Origin of the sequence: Tumidithrix elongata BACA0141, assembly GCF_036349135.1 — a bacterium.
In the GTDB taxonomy this organism is placed as follows: Bacteria; Cyanobacteriota; Cyanobacteriia; order Pseudanabaenales; family Pseudanabaenaceae; genus Tumidithrix; species Tumidithrix elongata.
On sequence record NZ_JAZBJZ010000018.1, the window covers coordinates 19605 to 38842 of the forward strand.

Genomic DNA, 19238 nt, shown 5'->3' on the forward strand with positions numbered 1-19238 from the left:
GAAAAGGGTAGTGCTAAACAAGTAATGATTCATTATAGTGATGAATAAAGTACCATATAGCACCAATCACAGAATCGTCAGTCGCCTTTTTTTGATGATACCTTAGTATTAGGTAGAACTTTGGCTTTGTTTTTTTGCCTTAACAACAAACGCAATATATGGCCATTTAAATCGACCCTTGATAATGCTGTCTAATCTTTTTGCGATCGCGATTTTTGATTTGTGCGTTAATTTTTCTTCTAGAAAAGTTGGAAGCACATTTAAACTAAAGAAAACAGTTTCAATATCGCGGTTTAGGTGATATGAATTTAATAAACTCATAAAATTTTGCGGATCGAATGTTCTAGCCAACCCATCATAGCTATCTAGATCGTATTTGCGACCTTTGATTTTTGCCTTGAGAGCAGCTATTGTTCTGCGGCTCCACAAATAAAAACTGTTTTTATGCATGAGTGAAATAATCACTTGACCATCGGGCTTGAGGACTTTTGAAATCTTGGTGATCGCACTTTCAAGTTCGGTAGGATCGAGATATTCTAAGATCCCCATGCAAAGAACAATATCAAAAAAAGCGTCAGGAAATTGAAGGTCTTGAATTTTTCCTACAGAGAAATGCGTAGAGTTTGTTTGTCCGTATTTTTCAATGCAGGTATCGATCATTTTTCCTGAAATATCAATGCCATAGAAATCAAAGCCTCTTTCAAGAGCGTGTTTTGCCATCATTCCTGGTCCGCATCCGACATCTAAAACAGTTGCGCGATCGCAGCTATCTAAAAAACTAGAAACTATTTTTAAACGCTGGTTAAAAAAGTATGCATAGGTGGTCTCGTTTGAATAATTGTTTGCATAAATACCTGCAATTGAATCAAAATGTTGAGCGACTTTCTCATCGATATTAGAATTTGTCACGGTTCTCTATCTTAAATACGAAATAAAGGTAAAACTTGGTCTCTATCCCAAAACAGAATAGCTTTTCAGAAACAAATTAATGGGAACGCTATTTTGATCGCCGAATCATCTTTTTATAAGCTTTTAAGGGAGCTAAAATCCAATTCTTAATTGAAAAAACTCGATTGATCCCAGAACGAATTGCCTCATCTTTTGTGCTTGGATTACGTTTTGAGAACAAACCAATCCCATGAATTTTGATCCCATCGATCCATGCTGATTTGCCTGGAGGAGTCGGATTTAATCCTAGCCTTCGGAGAAAATGGTTGACCTGATAAACTCTAGCTCGTAAATCATAGGAACGCATGTAGAAGATAACCGTCATAGAAACAGTATAGGTACTGCCATTTTTAACCCAATGGGGATCGTTAACGGGATGATAGATACCCATTCCTGGGGTTAAATGATAAACATTTGCCTTACTTTGATTCTCTGCTTGATAGCTTAAACATTCACGATCGCCAATATAAAATCGCTCGATTTCGCTTTCGGTCAATACCGAGCGATCACGACGGTCAAAGAGATTATCTTCTTTCTCCCCATGGATTTGAAATATAAAGTTCTGCTCGCTATCCATGTGATACGGGGTAGTTGTATGAGGCGATGCAATAAAGATAAATGCCTCAAGCCATGTAATCTCTTTTCGCAAAGGGATTTCTGTAAGAGTCTCAGCTTCAGCGATAACCTGTTCCATTAAAGCTTTATATTCTGGATCGAGTTGAGTACTTTGAAGTAACAACCATGAGTTTGATGTTTCAATATTTTCGATGACTTCTGCAACTTGCTCCAACTTATGCGGTCTATCTGACCATTTCTGATTAATTGGAAAATCTCCCGCTTTACACATGACGAGACTCTCCTCTTTTCCAATCAGTGTACTGGCAAGCTGCGCTAAGCGAGGCAACTCAAATAAAGGATGTTCCGCCAGATTATGAGAGAACATAAAAGGAGAATCGTTGAATTTTTTGCGAAAATCTAAAGCATCCCCCTGAATAATAGGATTGGGGATATTCGACCCAGCCTCGGCGATACTTTCCTCAAGAGAAAACGAATTTAAGGATGACATAGTTTTAAATTCTGCTTTTTAATTATTCCAACTAGATTCAAGAAATTTTATCAAATGGCTACAAACTCTCCGATCTTTCGCTTCAATTTTCTCCATATTCGCTGTGGGACTGATTGTCGATAGCCAGACCAACTGGTTAACTTGAGATACTTATAGAATGCCTCCTTTGCTGGAAAATCTTCATAAGCAATCCATGGTTTAGGAGGTGTTGCAAAATGTAGTATGAAGGCATTATCTACTTCTTCCTGTTTCATATACGGAGCGTTCATGCAATTCCACTTTGGATCGAGTTCGCCCCAACGACCTGCTACAACTGCATTCAGAACATCTTGATCGCTCCAGCGAATGTATTCTCGCTTTGTCTTTACGTAGTCTAAAACCTTACCAGACATTTTGTCTGATCGCCATTTTTTAAGATTAAAAACAAGAACTCCAGCATTAAAATACTTGTCATCTTCTGAAAAGCCGAGCTCTTTCCAATTCTTTAAAAAGTAAGGAACTGTACGATGTTCGTAGCACTCTAAGCGAGCCACCGCAAGTAAATAGTTGTCTTCTATATCAATACTCCAAAGCTTTCCCAGATCTTTGGTTATGACTAAATCACAATCTAAATAGATAGCTTTTTCGATCTGTTTGGGAAGAAGTTCGGCAATGAGAATTCGATACCAGGTAGCAATTGTGATATGTGCTAGCTCTGGCACACCAGAGGTTATACTTGATGGAATAACTGATTCGTTAATTATGTCATCAGGCTTTGGTATCCATCTAACTTCGCAACGCTCTTGATGGATTGATTTTAAGAAACGACGTTTATTCAGTTCTTTAATATCTCCATCAATCACAAACAAAAGAATTTTGCGACTTTCTTCAAGATTCTCAATTGCAGAATGAATCGTCACTGCAAGTGGCATCACATAGTTGTTATCCGAAGCACAGACAACGATAATCGGTTCGCTTTTTGACTCCGAACTACTGCTTTCAAACTCTCGATTGATAAGATTACTGTCCTTCATGATTTTTCAAGTACTACAATTCAACTCTTGCATGACTTATTCTTGGGGTGCTAAATGATATTTAATCACTTCACACCTCCAACTTGTAGGTATTTCCCAGGACGCTCCAGATCGGGGACGTACCAAGCAGGATTGCCTTCGGGATCGCGTCCCAATCTTGCGCCTGGCTGAGGAGGTCGATTGCGATCAAGTCCTCCATCCGCACTCCCCTTGGTAATATTCTCAGGTTGGGGCAAAAATCCAATCATCTGCATTTCGGCGACGCTGTCTTTAAAAGCTCTGATGACGAACTCGATATCGGCATCGGTATGAGACAGCGTAAAGAAGCAGGGACGATGATCCCAAATATGGACTCCCTTTTCGCGCAGCAAATAAAACAGCAAACTAGCATAGGGCATTTCGTGAGGATAGTTAATGTAGAAAAATGAGCTGAAGTGAGCGATCTCAATCTTGGCTTCGATTTGCTTGAAGTATTGGTTCATGCGATCGGCGAACTTTGTGACTTTTTCGGTCAGCGATCGCTGCAGTTCTGGACCACCCGCTTTGAGTTTGAGTAGCACGGCTTCGGCTGCAGCGAGCGCCATCGGGTGTCGCACAAAGGTTCCCGCAAAGAAGGTCACGCCAACTTCGGGAATGGAATTGTCGCCATATTGCCAAAATCCACCGTCGAGCGCATCCATATACTCGGCTTTCCCAGCCAAGATGCCAATCGGCAAGCCGCCGCCGACCACCTTGCCGTAGGTTGCCATGTCTGCTTGGATGTTGAAGTAAGCCTGAGCGCCCCCAGGGTGAACGCGGAAGCCCGTTACAACTTCATCAAAGATAAATGCAGATCCCGACTGTTCCGTAAGACTGCGAAGATCCTGAAGGAATTCCTTGGGTTGCAAATTGGGGTCACGACTGCGTACGGGTTCCACTAAGATCGCGGCTAAATCATCAGCGCGATCTCGCAGAATCTGCAAGGATTCGGGCGAGTTGTAGTCGAGCACCAAAAGATTCTCGAACATTGAAGGCAGAATGCCTGGGGATGCTGGCAGGGTTTTTAGGTTTGAGCCTTGACGGTAAAGTGCTTCGTCAAATGTACCGTGGTAGTCGCCAGCAAATGTCGCCACTAGGTCGCGTCCTGTAACGGTACGAGCCAGACGCATGGTTGCCATTACCGCTTCCGAACCAGTATTGCAAAAGGCAACCCGTTCCATGCCAGTGAATTGGGCAACTAATTTAGCAACTTTCCCGGCGAGAGGGGTTTGTGGCCCAATCTCGATGCCCAGATCTAATTGGGCTTTTACGGCTTCCGTCACAAAATCTGGCGACCAACCAAAAAAGTTCAAGCCAAAGCCATTCGTAAGATCGACATATTCGTTGCCGTCCACATCCCACAACTTGGAACCGTGCGCGCGATCAGTGACGATCGGATAAACCATTTCTTTGAGCAGTGGCGTGAAGCCAGAAACAGTGCGCGGATCGGCGAGGTATTTGCGATGCTCTTGGGTTTGACGTTTTGACTCTGGCGTGCGCGCGGTATAACGAGCGATAATGCGATCAAGTGCCTTTTTTTGTTCTGCGCTTAGTATGGAACTGATCGTCTTCTCAATTTTTGCGCCAGGTCCAAAATTTTTCTTGGGCTTTGGCTCACCAGTTTCATTGGTTGCGGGTGCGTCGATTGCTTCTGGTTGGGGTAATGCGGGAATTTCAGCTTGTATTGCTTGAGCTTCTTGCTGCTGCATGGCAGGTGGGGCAAAATTCTGGATTGCGACACCCGATTGACTGAGCAATTGCAGTTGTTGCGTCATGATTTGGAGTTGTTGGGCAACCACAGCCTGCATCGTTCCTGCGATTTGAGGGTTCATTTGAGGATTGAATGGGGCTGAATGCATCCCAGAAGGAATCGCAGAGGCATTTCCAGAATTATAGTTGCCATTTGAACTGGGTTCAGTTTGGGAGATGGACATAGCATAGGTAGGGGCTAGGGGAGGCGTTGACGTTGTAACTAAAGGTGTTGCTTGAATTGGAGTAGCAGCCCTAAAACCTGGCGCTGCTACGGGAGCAGAAGAGAATGCCTCTGTGGGAAGCGATTTAAGCACGAATTCAGACAGCGTATCGAGATTAGAATAATCTTCTAACAAATGGCGGAAGGTAACTTTGACCTTAAATTTCTTTTTTAAAGCCGTGGCAACTTGGGTGAGAGAGAGCGAATCCATGCCCATTTCCAAGAATGTGGTTTTGCCATCAACACCTTGAATATCCAGCCCAGAGGTGCTTTCTAAGACTTCTTGGATTTGGGGCAGTAATTGTTGTTTGCGAGCATCAGTCATAGTTTGCGATTGCACCTCTAATGTTAACTTTTGTGTGGAACCTGCGATCGGATTTATAGCTGTTGGAGTGAGCTGTATTGATGGTTGCAAGGACTGGGTTAGTTGAATCGGATCTGGGGTAGCAGGAGGTGAAAGGTTAGCTGTAACGATCTGGGTTTGAAGGATATGAGATGGAACCATATCGTTAGCTGGTTTCGCATCAATCCAAAAGCGTTTGCGCTCAAACGGATAGGTGGGTAAGGGAATGCGGTGACGATATTCATCCGCATAAAACTGGTCTCTGTCGATCTCGACTCCCGCCAGCCAAAGTTGTCCGATCGCTTGCAAAATCGCCACAGATTCAGCTCCATCCTCAGCAGTGCTGCCCAGAGAGGAAATCGCAATTTGGCGTTTGAAGTCTATTGCCTGCTGTCGTGCCAGTGTCGCCATGGTAGTTCTTGGTCCCACTTCTAATAATACCCGTTCGGGCTCTTGCCATAAAGTTTTTGAACCTTCAGCAAAGCGCACTGTGGTACGCAAATGACTCGCCCAATACATCGGGTCGGTGGCTTCTGCATCAGTAATCCAGTCAGCTGTCACCGTCGAGACAAAGGGGATTTGCGGTGGCGAAAGTTGAATCTTTTTAACTATTTCGGCAAATGGCTCTACAATCGAATCCATCATCGGCGAATGGAAAGCATGAGAAGTATGGAGCGAACGGCAGACAATCTCTTCGGCTTCCAGTTGTTGCTGCAAACTGGTGACCAGATCGGTGGAACCCGAGACAACGCAAAGATTGGGACCATTTATGGCAGCGATCGCCATCTCGGCATTCAGCTTGTTTTCTTGTATCCGCTTTTCCACCACCTCTGCAGGTAAACGTACCGAAAGCATGGAACCACTTGGGAGTGCACCCATCATGCCAGCGCGGGTTGCCACCAGTTTCAGCCCATCTTCCAAAGAAAACACGCCAGCTAAACAAGCAGCTACAAATTCGCCAATGCTATGCCCAATCAGGGCTGCAGGGTGTACGCCCCAGCTTTGCCAGAGTTGGGCTAGGGCATATTCAATTGTAAACAAGGCGGGTTGGGTATATTGCGTCTGTCGCAGCAGTGTTGCCGCAGTTTCTTCATCGATTCCACTTCCTTCCCCATTTGTTCTAAGCGAAGGATACATGACATCACGCAAATCCCGATCCACATATGCTTTAAGAATTTCGGCACAGCGATCAACGGCTGATTGAAAGACAACCTCATGCTCGTAAAACTGCCTGCCCATGTTAACGTATTGCGAACCTTGACCAGGAAACATGAATACGAGGTCAGGATTGCGAAGTTCGGTGACTCTGGTGGCACTACGATTTGCCTCGAGAGATTCTAGCGTGGCGATCGCATCGGTGAGATCTCGACAAACGACAAAACGGCGATGATTGAATGCTTTCCGACCTTGATGCAATGTATAAGCCGTATCGGCAAGACTCACTTCAGGGCGTTCCTTCAAAAATTCCTTGAGATTTGCCGTATTCTGTTCCAAAGCCTCCTTCGTTTTTGCGGACAGTCGCAGCAACTGATAGGGTCGGGATGTACTCGAAGCAGCGATCTCTGGCGCTTCCTCAAGGACGACATGGGCATTTGTTCCGCCAACGCCAAAGGAACTCACGCCCGCCCGTCGGGGTGTTTCTCCTTCCTTCCAATCGACTAATTTCGTATTCACGTAAAACGGACTGTTAGCAAAGTCAATTTCTGGATTCGGAGATTCATAATTCAAACTCGGTGGAATTTGCTTGTGATAAAGTGCCAATGCGGTTTTGATCAGCCCCGTAACTCCTGCCGCTGCGACTAAATGTCCGAAATTACTCTTGGCAGAACCAATCGCGCAGAATTGTTTGGCACTGGTTCGATAGCGGAACGCTTGCGTTAAGGCTTCAATTTCGATTGGGTCGCCCAGAGGCGTAGCCGTGCCGTGGGTTTCAATGTAGGTAATCGTTTCAGGATTGATTCCCGCATGGGCTTGCGCTCTTGCGATCGCGCTTGCCTGCCCATTCACGCTGGGAGCCGTGAAGCTGACCTTATTGGTCCCATCATTGTTTAGCCCCACACCGCGAATCACGGCATAGATGCGATCGCCATCATCTAGTGCTTCCGTCAGGCGTTTCAGGACGACAATCCCAGCACCGCTATTAAACAGCGTGCCTTGAGCGTTGGCATCAAAGGGACGACAATGCCCGTCAGGAGAGAGCATACTGCCTTCTTGATAGAGATAGCCGCGATTTTGAGGCGTGGTAATAGAAATGCCCCCAGCCAGCGCCAGATCGCAATCGCGATTCACTAATCCCTGAAAAGCTTGAATCACTGCAACTAGAGAAGTAGAACAAGCGGTATTAATACTCAGGCTCGGCCCCGTCAGTCCTAACTTATAAGAAGTGCGCGTGGTCACGAAGTCCTTTTCGTTCGCCAGCATGGTTTGGAACGCACCGACGCGATCAATAATTTCTGTCCGACCGCAGATGTGTTGCTCGAAGTACGTATTCTGCCCAGAACCAGCATACAGCCCGATTGCACCTTGATGAAATTCTGGGGTATAGCCTGAATTCTCGAGAGCTGTGTGTGCTAACTCCAGAAATATTCGCGCTTGTGGATCCATGACTTCTGCTTCTCTGGGACTAATGCCAAAGAAAGCGGCATCAAAGGTCTCCGCCCCAGCGATCGTGCCGCGAACGCGAACGTAATTAGGATCGCTGCGTAATTCGGCACCTACGCTTGGATCGAGTTCGGATTCGCTAAATACCGTATAAGATTCCACCCCATTGCAGAGATTGCACCAAAAGGCTTCCACGTTATCCGCACCAGGAAAGCGACCTGCCATGCCCACGATCGCGATCATATCTAAATCTTGAGGCTTAGCCTGAGTGGAATCTTGTTTTCGGGAGAATTGAACTGGACGAGTTCGATCTTTCTCTTGTGGAAAACCTGAAGATTTGCTTTCTTCGCGATCGAGATACTGCGCTAAGGTACGGACGGTAGGATATTGATAGAGTTTGACGGCACGAAAGTTTGAACCTAGTTGCTTTTGGACTCTCGCCACCATCTGCAATCCCAACAGCGAAGTTCCACCCATGTCGAAGAAGTTGTCTTCAATTCCGACCTGCTCTAAACTTAAAACACTGCACCAGATTTCAGCAAGCTGACGCTCTTTGGGTGTATTCGGCGCGATAAAGTTATCCCCAACACCAGCGCTTTTGGGTGCTGGAAGTGCCTTGCGATCGGCTTTACCATTCGGCGTGAGTGGAATCTTATCTAGGACCACGATCGTGGTGGGAATCATATACTCTGCCAGTCGTTGTTTCAGATGCGCCTTAAGATGACTTATACTAGGTTGTTCTTCTCCTCTTGATGTGACATAAGCAACTAAATGTTTTTTACTAGGAATATCATCTCGCAGAACAACGACTGCTTCAGCCACAGAGTCGTGATGCTCCAGAGCCGACTCAATTTCTCCGAGTTCAATTCGGTATCCACGAATTTTGACTTGATTATCTTTACGCCCAATGAAATCAATATTGCCATCAGGTAAATACTTAGCTAGGTCGCCAGTTTTATATAGACGGGCGTTTGAGTCTGGGCGGAAAGGGTGAGGAATAAATCTCTCTCTTGTAATTTCAGGAAGATTAAGATATTCTCGGGCAAGTCCATCTCCACCAATATAAAGCTCTCCAGATACTCCGATTGGAACAGGCTGAAGATAGGAATCAAGAATGTATGATTCTGTATTAGCAATCGGTTTACCGATTGGTAGCGAAGTTAGAGTGGCATCAATTTGTTTTGGGATCGGATAGAAACAGCTAAAGGTAGTACTTTCCGTTGGTCCATAAACATGGATTAGTTTGAGGTCTGGCAGAACTTTGATGCAATGCCGCACATGCAGCATAGAAATTGCCTCACCACCTGTCAACAGTTCTTGTACTCCATTGAATGCTTCTGGAGATTCCGCAATCATCGTGTTAAATAGAGCTGTGGTTAGGAAGAGTGTCGTTACACTGTTGGACTGAATCACCTTGCCTAGATCTTTAGGGTCGGGAATACCACTGTTTGGGAATAAGACGCAGCATCCACCATGCAACAATGCCCCCCAAATCTCAAACGTTGCAGCATCAAAGGAAATCGGAGCAAACTGCAAAATAGTTCGGCTGTTATCAAAGCGGGTATAGTAATTACCTAAGACCAAGCGCAAAACAGCACGGTGATTAATGGCAACCCCTTTGGGTCGTCCTGTGGAACCTGAGGTATAGTTGATATATGCCAAATTCTCAGAATTCATCTTTGGCGATATGGGGAATGCAGCCGACATTCCCTCTCCCCAATTTGCTTCGAGACAAATCACGTGGGCTTGACTGGGTGGCAAGCGATCGCGTAGATGAGATTGAGTAAGCAGTACAGGAGCCTGAGTATCCTCCAGCATAAAAGTAAGTCGATCTTGAGGATAGGCTGGATCAAGGGGAACGTAAACACCGCCTGCTTTGAGAATTCCGAGGATGGCAACCATCATCTCGAGCGATCTCTCGAAGCACATTGCTACAAAGGTCTCTGCACCGACTCCAAGCTCTTGTAGCTTGTAGGCAAGGAAATTCGCACGATCGTTAAGCTCTTGGTAGGTTAACGTTTCTTGCATGGCAGAGTCTAGTAAGGGAAGAACAACCGCGATCGCATCGGGAGTTCTAGTGACCTGCGCTGTAAAAAGTTCGTGAATTGTTCGATTCGAGGGATAATCCACTTGCGTGGAATTCCATTCCACTAAAATCTGATGGCGTTCTGCTGCTGTTAAGATTGACAAATCACAAAGACACTGATCGGGATGAATCACCATACCTTCTAGTAAGACCTGTAGATGTCTTAACAAACGCGATATGGTATCTTCTTGAAAACGATTGCAGTCGTATCGAACTTGAATCGTTAATTCTGGGAATGTCTTAGCAATGATAGTGAGTGGATGATTATCACCCTCTAAGGCAGCTTGTTTTGAGATATTAGGTGAGCGATCTAGGATCAGTAAACCCTCAAATAGAGGCATCTCACTAGGAAGATTATTCCATTTTTTTATTTGCTTTCCCAAGATTGACCATGGAACTTGGCTATGGGTTTGTAAGGTCTGCCAGATAGTTTGGAGTTTTTGTAGCCAAGGCAATAAAATTGCGTCAGGAGTAACCTGTACCCGAAATGGCAAGGTAGGATATGTCGATTCTATTTCAGTAACCTGTATACCAAATAGGATATCCTCTTCGCCACTGTAGCGGCTAAGAAGTAGCGCTACAGCCCCCTGGAGTAGCGTGGAAAGCTCTAAATCGTTCTGAGTTAAGAAATCTCTGATAGAGTCTCCTACAGGTTCTTGGATTTCATTCAGGCAAAGTACTTGATATCCGATCGCGGTAGCATTTTCTTTTGTGCGAACAGACTCATTACCAAAGAGAGGTCTGGCAGTAAATCCCTTAAAAAAGCTTTTCCAGAAATCTTCTGGGCTAATCAAGGAACTAGATGTCTGATTAGAGTCACTCATGTCGCTGGTTATGATTGCATAACAGGTAATAGATGTGTCATACATTTTCTAATGACTTTAAGAATATTGGTTTTCTCAAAGACCTTTTAGAAGAGAACTGATAAACATTGATGATATTCATTCAATAAATAAAGAAGCGGTCAAAGCCCTACTTTATTGAAGCTATCAAAAAGTGTTAGCTTACAATTAACCTCAATGAAACAATATGCCTTAGTCTTGCTTTTTTACTCTACGTTTACTTAGTAACACTTTTATACTATACGATTATCCCCGTTTTCTATACAGTGACAATCAGTGTTTATCGCAATAAAGTTACTAAAAGGCAATATTTGAGGTTATATAAAAGTTATCCATGGCAATTAAGCATCTCCTAGTTAAGCTTTTCAGTGATTTTCTCGGGTAGCTATCTATAGTAATCCTATCTGAGCTGCAATTTATTTATAGCACAGGCATCTTACCTACAAAGGCTTTCAAGTCTTACTGCATTCACAAACAATTAGGGTAAGGAGCACTATAGCGGTCCAACTAAGGTTATTCAACTTCCTTAAGACACTGGTCTAAAATACAACCTAATTGCTGAGCATAGGGGCTTAGGGGCAGTTCAAGATGTCTGCATGCAATCTTATGAAGGTCTACTGTTCCAGTTAATAAGCTTTCCCAACCATCACAGGGAAATAACCAAGATAAATCAGTCTTAAACAAATCTTTTGAAGTCCCTCTCAGTGCAACCTTTGAGGTTTTGATTAATGCTACTTTACCTGAATACTGTTTGGGCGAATAATTTCTAATCGCGTGGATGAGTATATTAGAAGCTTCAATGGTGATAAGGTTAGACTCATCAGACACCTTTGATGCTTCTGCTTTCCTAAATGGGAACCTTCTGCTGATATATTGCAACTTGTCAGTAACAGATAATGGCGAGAGTTTCATGAGATGGAATCGAAAAATAGTATGGTACCACTCGAGTTGAAGACAGAAATTATAGAAGATGGATCTAGATGATGTAGAACGATCGATCATCACTAGTAAAGCTACTTCTTTCCCCTGTTTTTGTAATTGCTGAGCCATTTCCAAGGCTACCAATGCTTCATAACAGTAGGCTCCTATTACATAGGGGCCTAAGGGTTGAACCGTGAGGAGTTCATCAATTAGCAGTGTAGCGATCGCTGTAGTGTAATTTCCAGGGGCATGTAAAGGTGTCCAGCTGTTTGCCGGTATAGAGTATATTGGTTGCTTTAATTCTAGTTTCTTACTAAATTCAAGGTCTCCAATCCAAACAAAAGGCTGGGATGAGCGCATCTCTTTTGGAGAGATTTCTACAATTAAGCCACGTTTTCCTAGATGTTTCCCGAAACGACCAGCACTATGAGAGAGTAGAGATCGATAATCTTCCGAACAAAGACCAGGAGGAAGATTTTCTAATGGAATGCCCTCAGATGACTTCTCACGAATCCATTCAGCAATTTCGGCAATGGTATTGATTTGAAAAAATGATGTCAGAGAGAGCTTACAGTTAAAGTTTTTTTCTATTTCAGATACTAAACGTACAGATAAAAGGGAATGTCCTCCCAAGCTAAAAAAATTATCATGAATTCCGATTGGATGTTGACCTAAAAGTTTTTCCCATATATTTGCTAGCCGTTGCTCCACTTCATCGCGAGGAGCAATAAAGACCTCACTTATATGTACGCTGGAAATATTAGGAATAGGTAAACTACGACGATCCACTTTGCCATTGGGCATAAGAGGCAGTGAATCCAATGCCACAAAAGCCGAAGGGAGCATAAACTGAGGTAGATCTTGGGCAAGAAAGTTACGCAGATCGTTAACTGTAGGAGATCGATCCTGATGGGGCACAATATAGGCGACGATACGCTTATCTCCGAGGCTATCTTCGCGAACAATTACAGCTAGGTCGCGAATCTCAGGGTGCTTTGCGAGTAACGTTTCGATTTCTCCTAACTCGATACGGAAACTGCGAATTTTGACTTGGTTATCCATGCGACCAAGGTATTCAATGTTGCCATCCGATCGATAACGAGTTAAGTCCCCTGTTTTATAAAGACGTGCACCCAGTTCTTGGCTAAATGGGTTAGCGATAAATTTCTCGACTGTTAGTTCTGGACGATTGAGATAGCCTCTCGCCAAACTGTCACCACCGATATGTAGTTCCCCAGGTACACCTATAGGGACTGGTTGTAAATGCTTATCGAGAATATAAGTCTGAAGATGGGCAAGGGGGCGACCAATGGGTACTTCTCTAACAGAGGTGGAAGCCATTGCTGGAATCTGATATAGCGTTGCACTAACTGTTGTTTCCGTTGGTCCATAGGCATTGATCAGTTGCCAGCGATCGCTCTTTCCTGATTTGACAATATATTCCTGCCAAGATTTCACTGCTTCTGATAATACTCTTTCACCACCAATGATAGCTAACCTTAAAGATTCTGGTAGTGTGACATTCGTGCTTGCTAACTCAGCCGCTAATTGATGATAATAAGCTGTTGGCAAATTCAAGACGGTTAGCTGCCAATCTTTACAAGCTTGAACAAATGTCTGTAAGTTAGTCAGCATAGTATCTGTCCGCAATACTAAAGTAGCCCCTGCACATAGGCTAGGATAAATCTCTTCAACTGCCACATCAAAGTTGATCGAAGCAAACTGAAGCAAGCGATCGCTTTTTGTAATCTCATATTCTGAAATTACTGTCTGTATGAAGTTGCTTAAAGCTTGGTGGGTAATCATTACACCCTTCGGTTTGCCAGTAGATCCGGAAGTATAAATAACATAGGCCAAATTTTCACCTACATAGGACTCAGTAAGATTTTCTTGACTGTAAGAAGAAATTTTTTCCCAGTCTGAGTCGAGGCAAATGACTTGGGCTTGATGTTTGGATAGTTGAGATGCCCACTTACTTTGGGTTAAGAGGAATGATATTTTGGCATCTGCAATGATATAAGCCAACCGTTCGGTAGGATAGTCTGGATCGAGAGGTACATAAGCCCCACCAGCTTTAAGAATTCCTAATAGTCCAACTATCATTTCTAAGGAACGATCTATACAGATGCCTACGAGTACCTCTGCCCCAACCCCTAAACTACTTAGATGGCTTGCCAATTGATTTGCTCGACTGTTTAACTCACGATAGGATAACTTTTGATTGAGGTATTCAATGGCGATCGCTTCAGGTATCAGTTTTACCTGCGCTTCAAACAACTCATGAACGGATTTTCGCCTGTACCTTTGCTCAGTCTTGTTCCATTGATAGAGCAATTGATGCAGTTCAGTCTTTGTCAGTAATGGCAACTCAGAGATTGACTGTTCGGGCTTCTCTACAATTCCTTCTAGTAAAGTCTGAAAATGTCTAGCCATCTGTTCAATAGTGATAGCATCAAATAAATCTGTACTATAGCTCCACGAGCAGACGAGTTGCTGTTCTTCAGTCTCTATAACAGACACATCTAAATCAAACTTTGCAGATTTGCTCTCTAAAGGCAAAGGACTCAAAGTTAAGCCAAGCATTTGTGCCTCTTGCCTTGGAACATTCTGGAGGGCAAACATTACTTGAAACAAAGGAGTATAGCTCAATGAACGCTCTGGATTGAGTTCTTCAACAAGTTTCTCAAAAGGCAAATCTTGATGGGCGTATGCTTCTAATGATACTGAGCGCACTCGTGTTAGCAACTCCTGAAAGCTTGGATTACCAGATAGATCGGTGCGTAATACTAGAGTATTTACAAAAAAACCAATCAATCCCTCAACTTCAGCGCGATTTCGTCCAGCGATAGGTGAACCAACGATGATGTCTTCTTGTTGGCTATATCGATAAAGTAAGATTTGGAATGCTGTCAGCAATATCATGTATAGCGTTACACCTTCTTTGCTGCAAAGCTGATGTATTGATGCGCAGAGATTTTGTGGCAGAGTAAGGGTTTGACTAGCTCCTCGATAGGTCTGTAATGCTGGACGAGGACGATCTGTAGGTAATTCTAATAGTGGATTGGCTCCAGCTAGCTGCTGTTTCCAGTAGTTCAATTGCGTATCTAATACTTCTCCTGATAGCCATTCTCTCTGCCATACTGCATAGTCAGCATACTGAATTGAGAAGGGCGGAATTGGATTGGTTTTTCCTTCTAAGAAGGCTGTGTATAGTTGCGTCAATTGGTGCCACAGAATACGCATTGACCAGCCATCAGAGGCAATGTGGTGCTTTACTAGCAGTAGAATCTGCTCAGATGCGGCTAGTTGTAGCAAGCATCCTCTTATCATCAGGTCAGTTGTGAGGTTAAAGGGGCGTTGACTTTCCTTTTCTAACCATTCTTGCAATAGAGCATCTTGTTCTTCTCTATCATACTGCTGCAAGTCAATGATTTTTAGTTCTACGGATTGTGGTGCAGCAATAATTTGGATTGGGCTACCATTTTCGGCAATATAGTGGGTACGTAATACTTCATGGTGAGCAACTATGCTATCAAGCGCTCGTTGTAGTACGTCAAGTTTGAGGCTACCACTCAAGCGCACCGCTTTTGGCATGTTATAAAAGGAGCTATTTGGTTCTAGTTGGTCTAAAAACCATAGTCTTAGCTGCGCAAAGGATAATGGGATGCGATCTTGAGTTTCTCTTGGGGAAATTGCCTCATACTGAATATCAGTTCCCAATCCTTTGTTTTGTTGAATGAATTGACTGAGATCTGCAATTGTTGGGTTGTCAAATAAGACTTGCAGAGGCAACTTCCGATTGAGCGAGTTTTGAAGACGTACGATCGCTTGCATTGCGCGCAGTGAGTTGCCCCCTATATCAAAAAAACGATCCAGTATGCCTACCCCCGATACGCCAAGGACTTCCTCCCATATCTGGGCGATCGTTTTTTCTATTGTGTTGCTTGGAGCCACGAACGCCAAGTCTGACTGCCGAACATAAAGCACAGGAGGGGGAAGAGCCAGTTGATCCACTTTGCCACTCGGTGTCAGCGGAAATCGATCGAGCGTAACAAAGATCGAGGGAACCATGTGTTCGGGAAGATATTCGCGCAGATAGTTGCGCAAAGTATTACTGGAAAGATGGGCACCGATCGCAGGAATCACATAACCGATCAACTGGTTATATCCGTCAGTATCTTTCCCGACCACTACCACGGACTGTCCGACCCCTGGAGCTTGCCCCAGCACTGCCTCGATTTCCGCAGGCTCAATGCGGATTCCGCGAATTTTTATCTGCCGATCTTTTCTTCCCAAGTGCTCCAAGCACCCATCAGGTCGAATCCTACCGAGATCGCCAGTGCGAAATGTACGTTCCCCATTGCCGTTTGGGGCTTCCACAAACGACTCACGAGTCAGTTTGGGATCCTGCCAGTATTCTACAGCTAGGTAACGACTCCTAACCACGATTTCTCCGATCTCGTTGAAACCCACTTGGTTTCCCATGTCGTCGATCAGCGATATATCTTTGTCTTCAATCGGGTAACCTGCTGGAACTGCGGCATCAGTGATAGGAGTATCTTTGGAGATGAAGTTTTGTCGATAGGTTGAAACTTCGGTTGAGCCAAGGTTGTGAAGTAGAATACAATCGTCACTGAAGTGTTGCTTAAAGAGCGTTACATCCTGAATTATGACTGGCTCACCGCCTAGATGAACGAGCCGCAACATGGGGAATTGATCGGTGTCTGTCAGTCTCTTGACCCAATGGCGGTAGAGTGTAGGAACTGATTGATAGATTGTAATGCCTTCCCTACTCAACCAACCTGCAAGTTCTTCCGAACCTTCGATGTGCAGATTGAATATGCATAAAGTCGCACCATTAAGCAATGCGCGCCAAAGAGATGTTATGCCAGCTATACGCCCGTAGGAGGCCAGATAGGAAATTCGATCATCGGAACTAATGCGAAGTGAATTTGTGTGTTGACGAATGGAATGAAGAACATTTCGGTGGTTATGAAGAACTCCCTTGGGCTTTCCTGTCGATCCTGAAGTGTATAGCACATAAGCTGCCGTATCGGCAGTTGCAAATTCACCCACGGGCATATCCGATTGCTGAGAGTCCAATTTATCCACATTGACGATCCATGAAGATGCACAAACTAGATTCTCAGCGATCACCAAATTCTTGGTATCGGTCAATACATGGTTTGCCCCTGACCTCTCAAGAATGGAAATATTGTGAGATGCAGGCGAATTTGGATCGAGGGGAAGGAAGAACATACCAGCTTTTAATACACCCAGAACCGCCGCGACCATTTGTATACTTGGTTCAAAGAGCAGAGCGATCGGTTCTTGGTGAGTGTCACATTTTGCAATAAGGGTGTGAGCGACGCGATTGGAAAAAGCATCGAGGTCTTTATAGGTAATCCGGTCAGTCTTTGTGCGAACTGCAATATGATTCGGGAAGTGAACTACTTGTTGTGCGAAGCGGGAAGGGATCGACTGTTCGATGTCCTTCTTAGGAAATTCAATAAAAGAATTCGACGACTTAATAATTACGTTCGTTACCATGGCGTAGCGACCTTTAGTTCGTTAGCAATAGATTTCAAGGACTCTGCTGTTTTCCAATCCAGTCGTATTCCTTCTCTAAGTTGATCTGCATAATTGCGCCAACGAGTTTCTCCAGGTATCAGAATTTCCGTAACACCTGTCTGAAGCTTAGATTTCTTAACTTCTATAATAAGCATTTTTATCCGTTGATAATATTCTTCAAGAGGTAGAAGCCTAGTGATATCAATGACAAAGAAGAAATGTCCGATCTGCGAAGCGATCTGTTCTTTTTCATGCATTGTTGGGATTTGGAAGGACATGAGTGAGTTGGTCAGAACGCCAGTTAGGATCTCGACGAGCAAGCTGAGACAATATCCTCTCGCGCCACCAAATGGCAGGAGTGTTGAGCCCTGAGCCTGCTGGGGGGTTGTAATCGGATTGCCATATTCGTCGATCGCAACACCTTCAGGGATTGGTTCGCCTGTCTCGGTAGCTTTGCGAATGACCGAACCAGCCATTGCACCCGTAGAGAAATCAATTAGAACCGACTCTCCATTCTGCAAGGGAGCACCAAAGCAAACAGGGTTCGTTCCAAAAAGTGGACTCAGCCCACCGTAGGCGGCAACTCGTCGTGTAGCGTTCGTAAAAGCGAAACCGAGCATACCTGCTTGTGCGGCAAGTTCAACATAGTACGCACCTGCACCAAAATGATTGCTATTACGCACTGCTGCTAAGCCTGTCCCGTGGCATTGGGCTAGTTCAATTGCCTTCGTCATTGCCACATGTCCAATGTAATGCCCAAAGCCATTATTACCATCCACAATCATTACCCCATCTGCCTTCTGAATAAATTTGGGAAGGCATGGTGAGTGAATTAACCCGCTACGTAACCTCGGCAACAGGACAGTCAAGCGCCAGACACCTTGTGTGAAGCGTCCCATAAGATCTGCCCAAACAAGGTTATCCGCAATCACCGTTGCCTCTGAAACATCTGTCCCTGCGGCCATCAGCAATTCAGAAGCTAGATTTCGTAATTGTTGGTGATCGATTCTTGTTTCTGCCATAGGAAACTTCCTGACTTGCCTTGCAAACTCGAAGCTAATAGTTTTTTTAATCTACTCACAATGGAGTTGATTCAATATATCGTCGACCCATGCGTTTGAGAATTCTCCCCGTCTCACGTTTTTCTCATATGTTTGCATTGTTTCCTTTTGCTTTTCCAAACGAACGAGCAACTCATCTAGGGACTCTTGTGGCACCACAACCAAGCCATCCGCATCTCCACAAATGACATCGCCAGGACGTACCACAATGCCACCACAACAAATAGGAAAATTGATCTCGCCAGGTCCTCGATGAAGAGGACCAATTGGGGTAATACCACGAGCGAACACTGGCATTCCAATGTCCTTGATGCCGTCAATGTCTCGAATGAGTCCATCAATTACGAACGCCTTAATACCACGGTGCTTGGCTTTTGTGGAGATGAGATCGCCCAGTACGCCATTGAGAAACGAGCTACCCGCATCCACAACAATCACGTCACCCGGCATGGCGATATCAAGTGCTTTGTGAACCATTAAATTGTCGCCTGGAAAAACTTTCACAGTGCATGCAGGTGCATAAATCTTTGCCTCATTGACCAGATTCTTAATTCCCGAATCCATGGTGTAAAGACGGTTCATAAAATCGGAGATATCTGGCGTTGGATAGTTTGCAAGGCGTGAGATATTCTCTTGCGAAGATCTGACGATTTGTCGATTAATGCGAAAGCCAGGTCCTGGATGAATCTGGCTTGATTTTGGCTTATTACCGTTGGGTTTGAAGCTTTCCGTTTGACTATAATTAGTGAAATTTAGGTTAGTAGTCATGAAATACCGTCCTTAAGGAAGTGTTTAC

General features: G+C 44.4%; 7 protein-coding genes. All 7 read right to left on the reverse strand.

The features are described from left to right. Positions 1-108 precede the first annotated feature (108 nt). The 7 genes from V2H45_RS06610 to V2H45_RS06640 all read right to left on the reverse strand — a co-directional run bounded on the left by V2H45_RS06610 (position 109) and on the right by V2H45_RS06640 (position 19210). The gene (locus V2H45_RS06610; RefSeq protein WP_330482831.1) at positions 109-909 is read right to left on the reverse strand and encodes a class I SAM-dependent methyltransferase; all 801 of its coding nucleotides are present in this window, start codon (positions 907-909) and stop codon (positions 109-111) included. 88 nt (positions 910-997) lie between these two features. Next, the gene (locus tag V2H45_RS06615; RefSeq protein ID WP_330482832.1) at positions 998-2014 is read right to left on the reverse strand and encodes a cupin-like domain-containing protein; all 1017 of its coding nucleotides are present in this window, start codon (positions 2012-2014) and stop codon (positions 998-1000) included. Positions 2015-2064: 50 nt separating this feature from the next. Continuing rightward, positions 2065-3027: a glycosyltransferase family 8 protein gene (locus V2H45_RS06620; protein WP_330482833.1), complete on the reverse strand. Its 963-nt coding sequence runs from the start codon at positions 3025-3027 to the stop codon at positions 2065-2067. Positions 3028-3092: 65 nt separating this feature from the next. After that, positions 3093-10871, reverse strand: a complete 7779-nt coding sequence (locus V2H45_RS06625; protein WP_330482834.1) for a non-ribosomal peptide synthetase/type I polyketide synthase — start codon at positions 10869-10871, stop codon at positions 3093-3095. Between the two features lie 531 nt (positions 10872-11402). After that, a complete protein-coding gene (locus V2H45_RS06630; RefSeq protein ID WP_330482835.1) occupies positions 11403-17360 on the reverse strand; it encodes an amino acid adenylation domain-containing protein in 5958 nt (1985 codons plus the stop codon). Beyond that, positions 17354-18403: an Ldh family oxidoreductase gene (locus V2H45_RS06635; RefSeq protein ID WP_330482836.1), complete on the reverse strand. Its 1050-nt coding sequence runs from the start codon at positions 18401-18403 to the stop codon at positions 17354-17356. The genes V2H45_RS06630 and V2H45_RS06635 overlap by 7 nt, the downstream gene beginning before the upstream one ends. Before the next feature lie 51 nt (positions 18404-18454). Then, on the reverse strand, positions 18455-19210 hold the full coding sequence (locus V2H45_RS06640; protein WP_330482837.1) for an RraA family protein: 756 nt from the start codon (positions 19208-19210) through the stop codon (positions 18455-18457). Positions 19211-19238 lie beyond the last annotated feature (28 nt).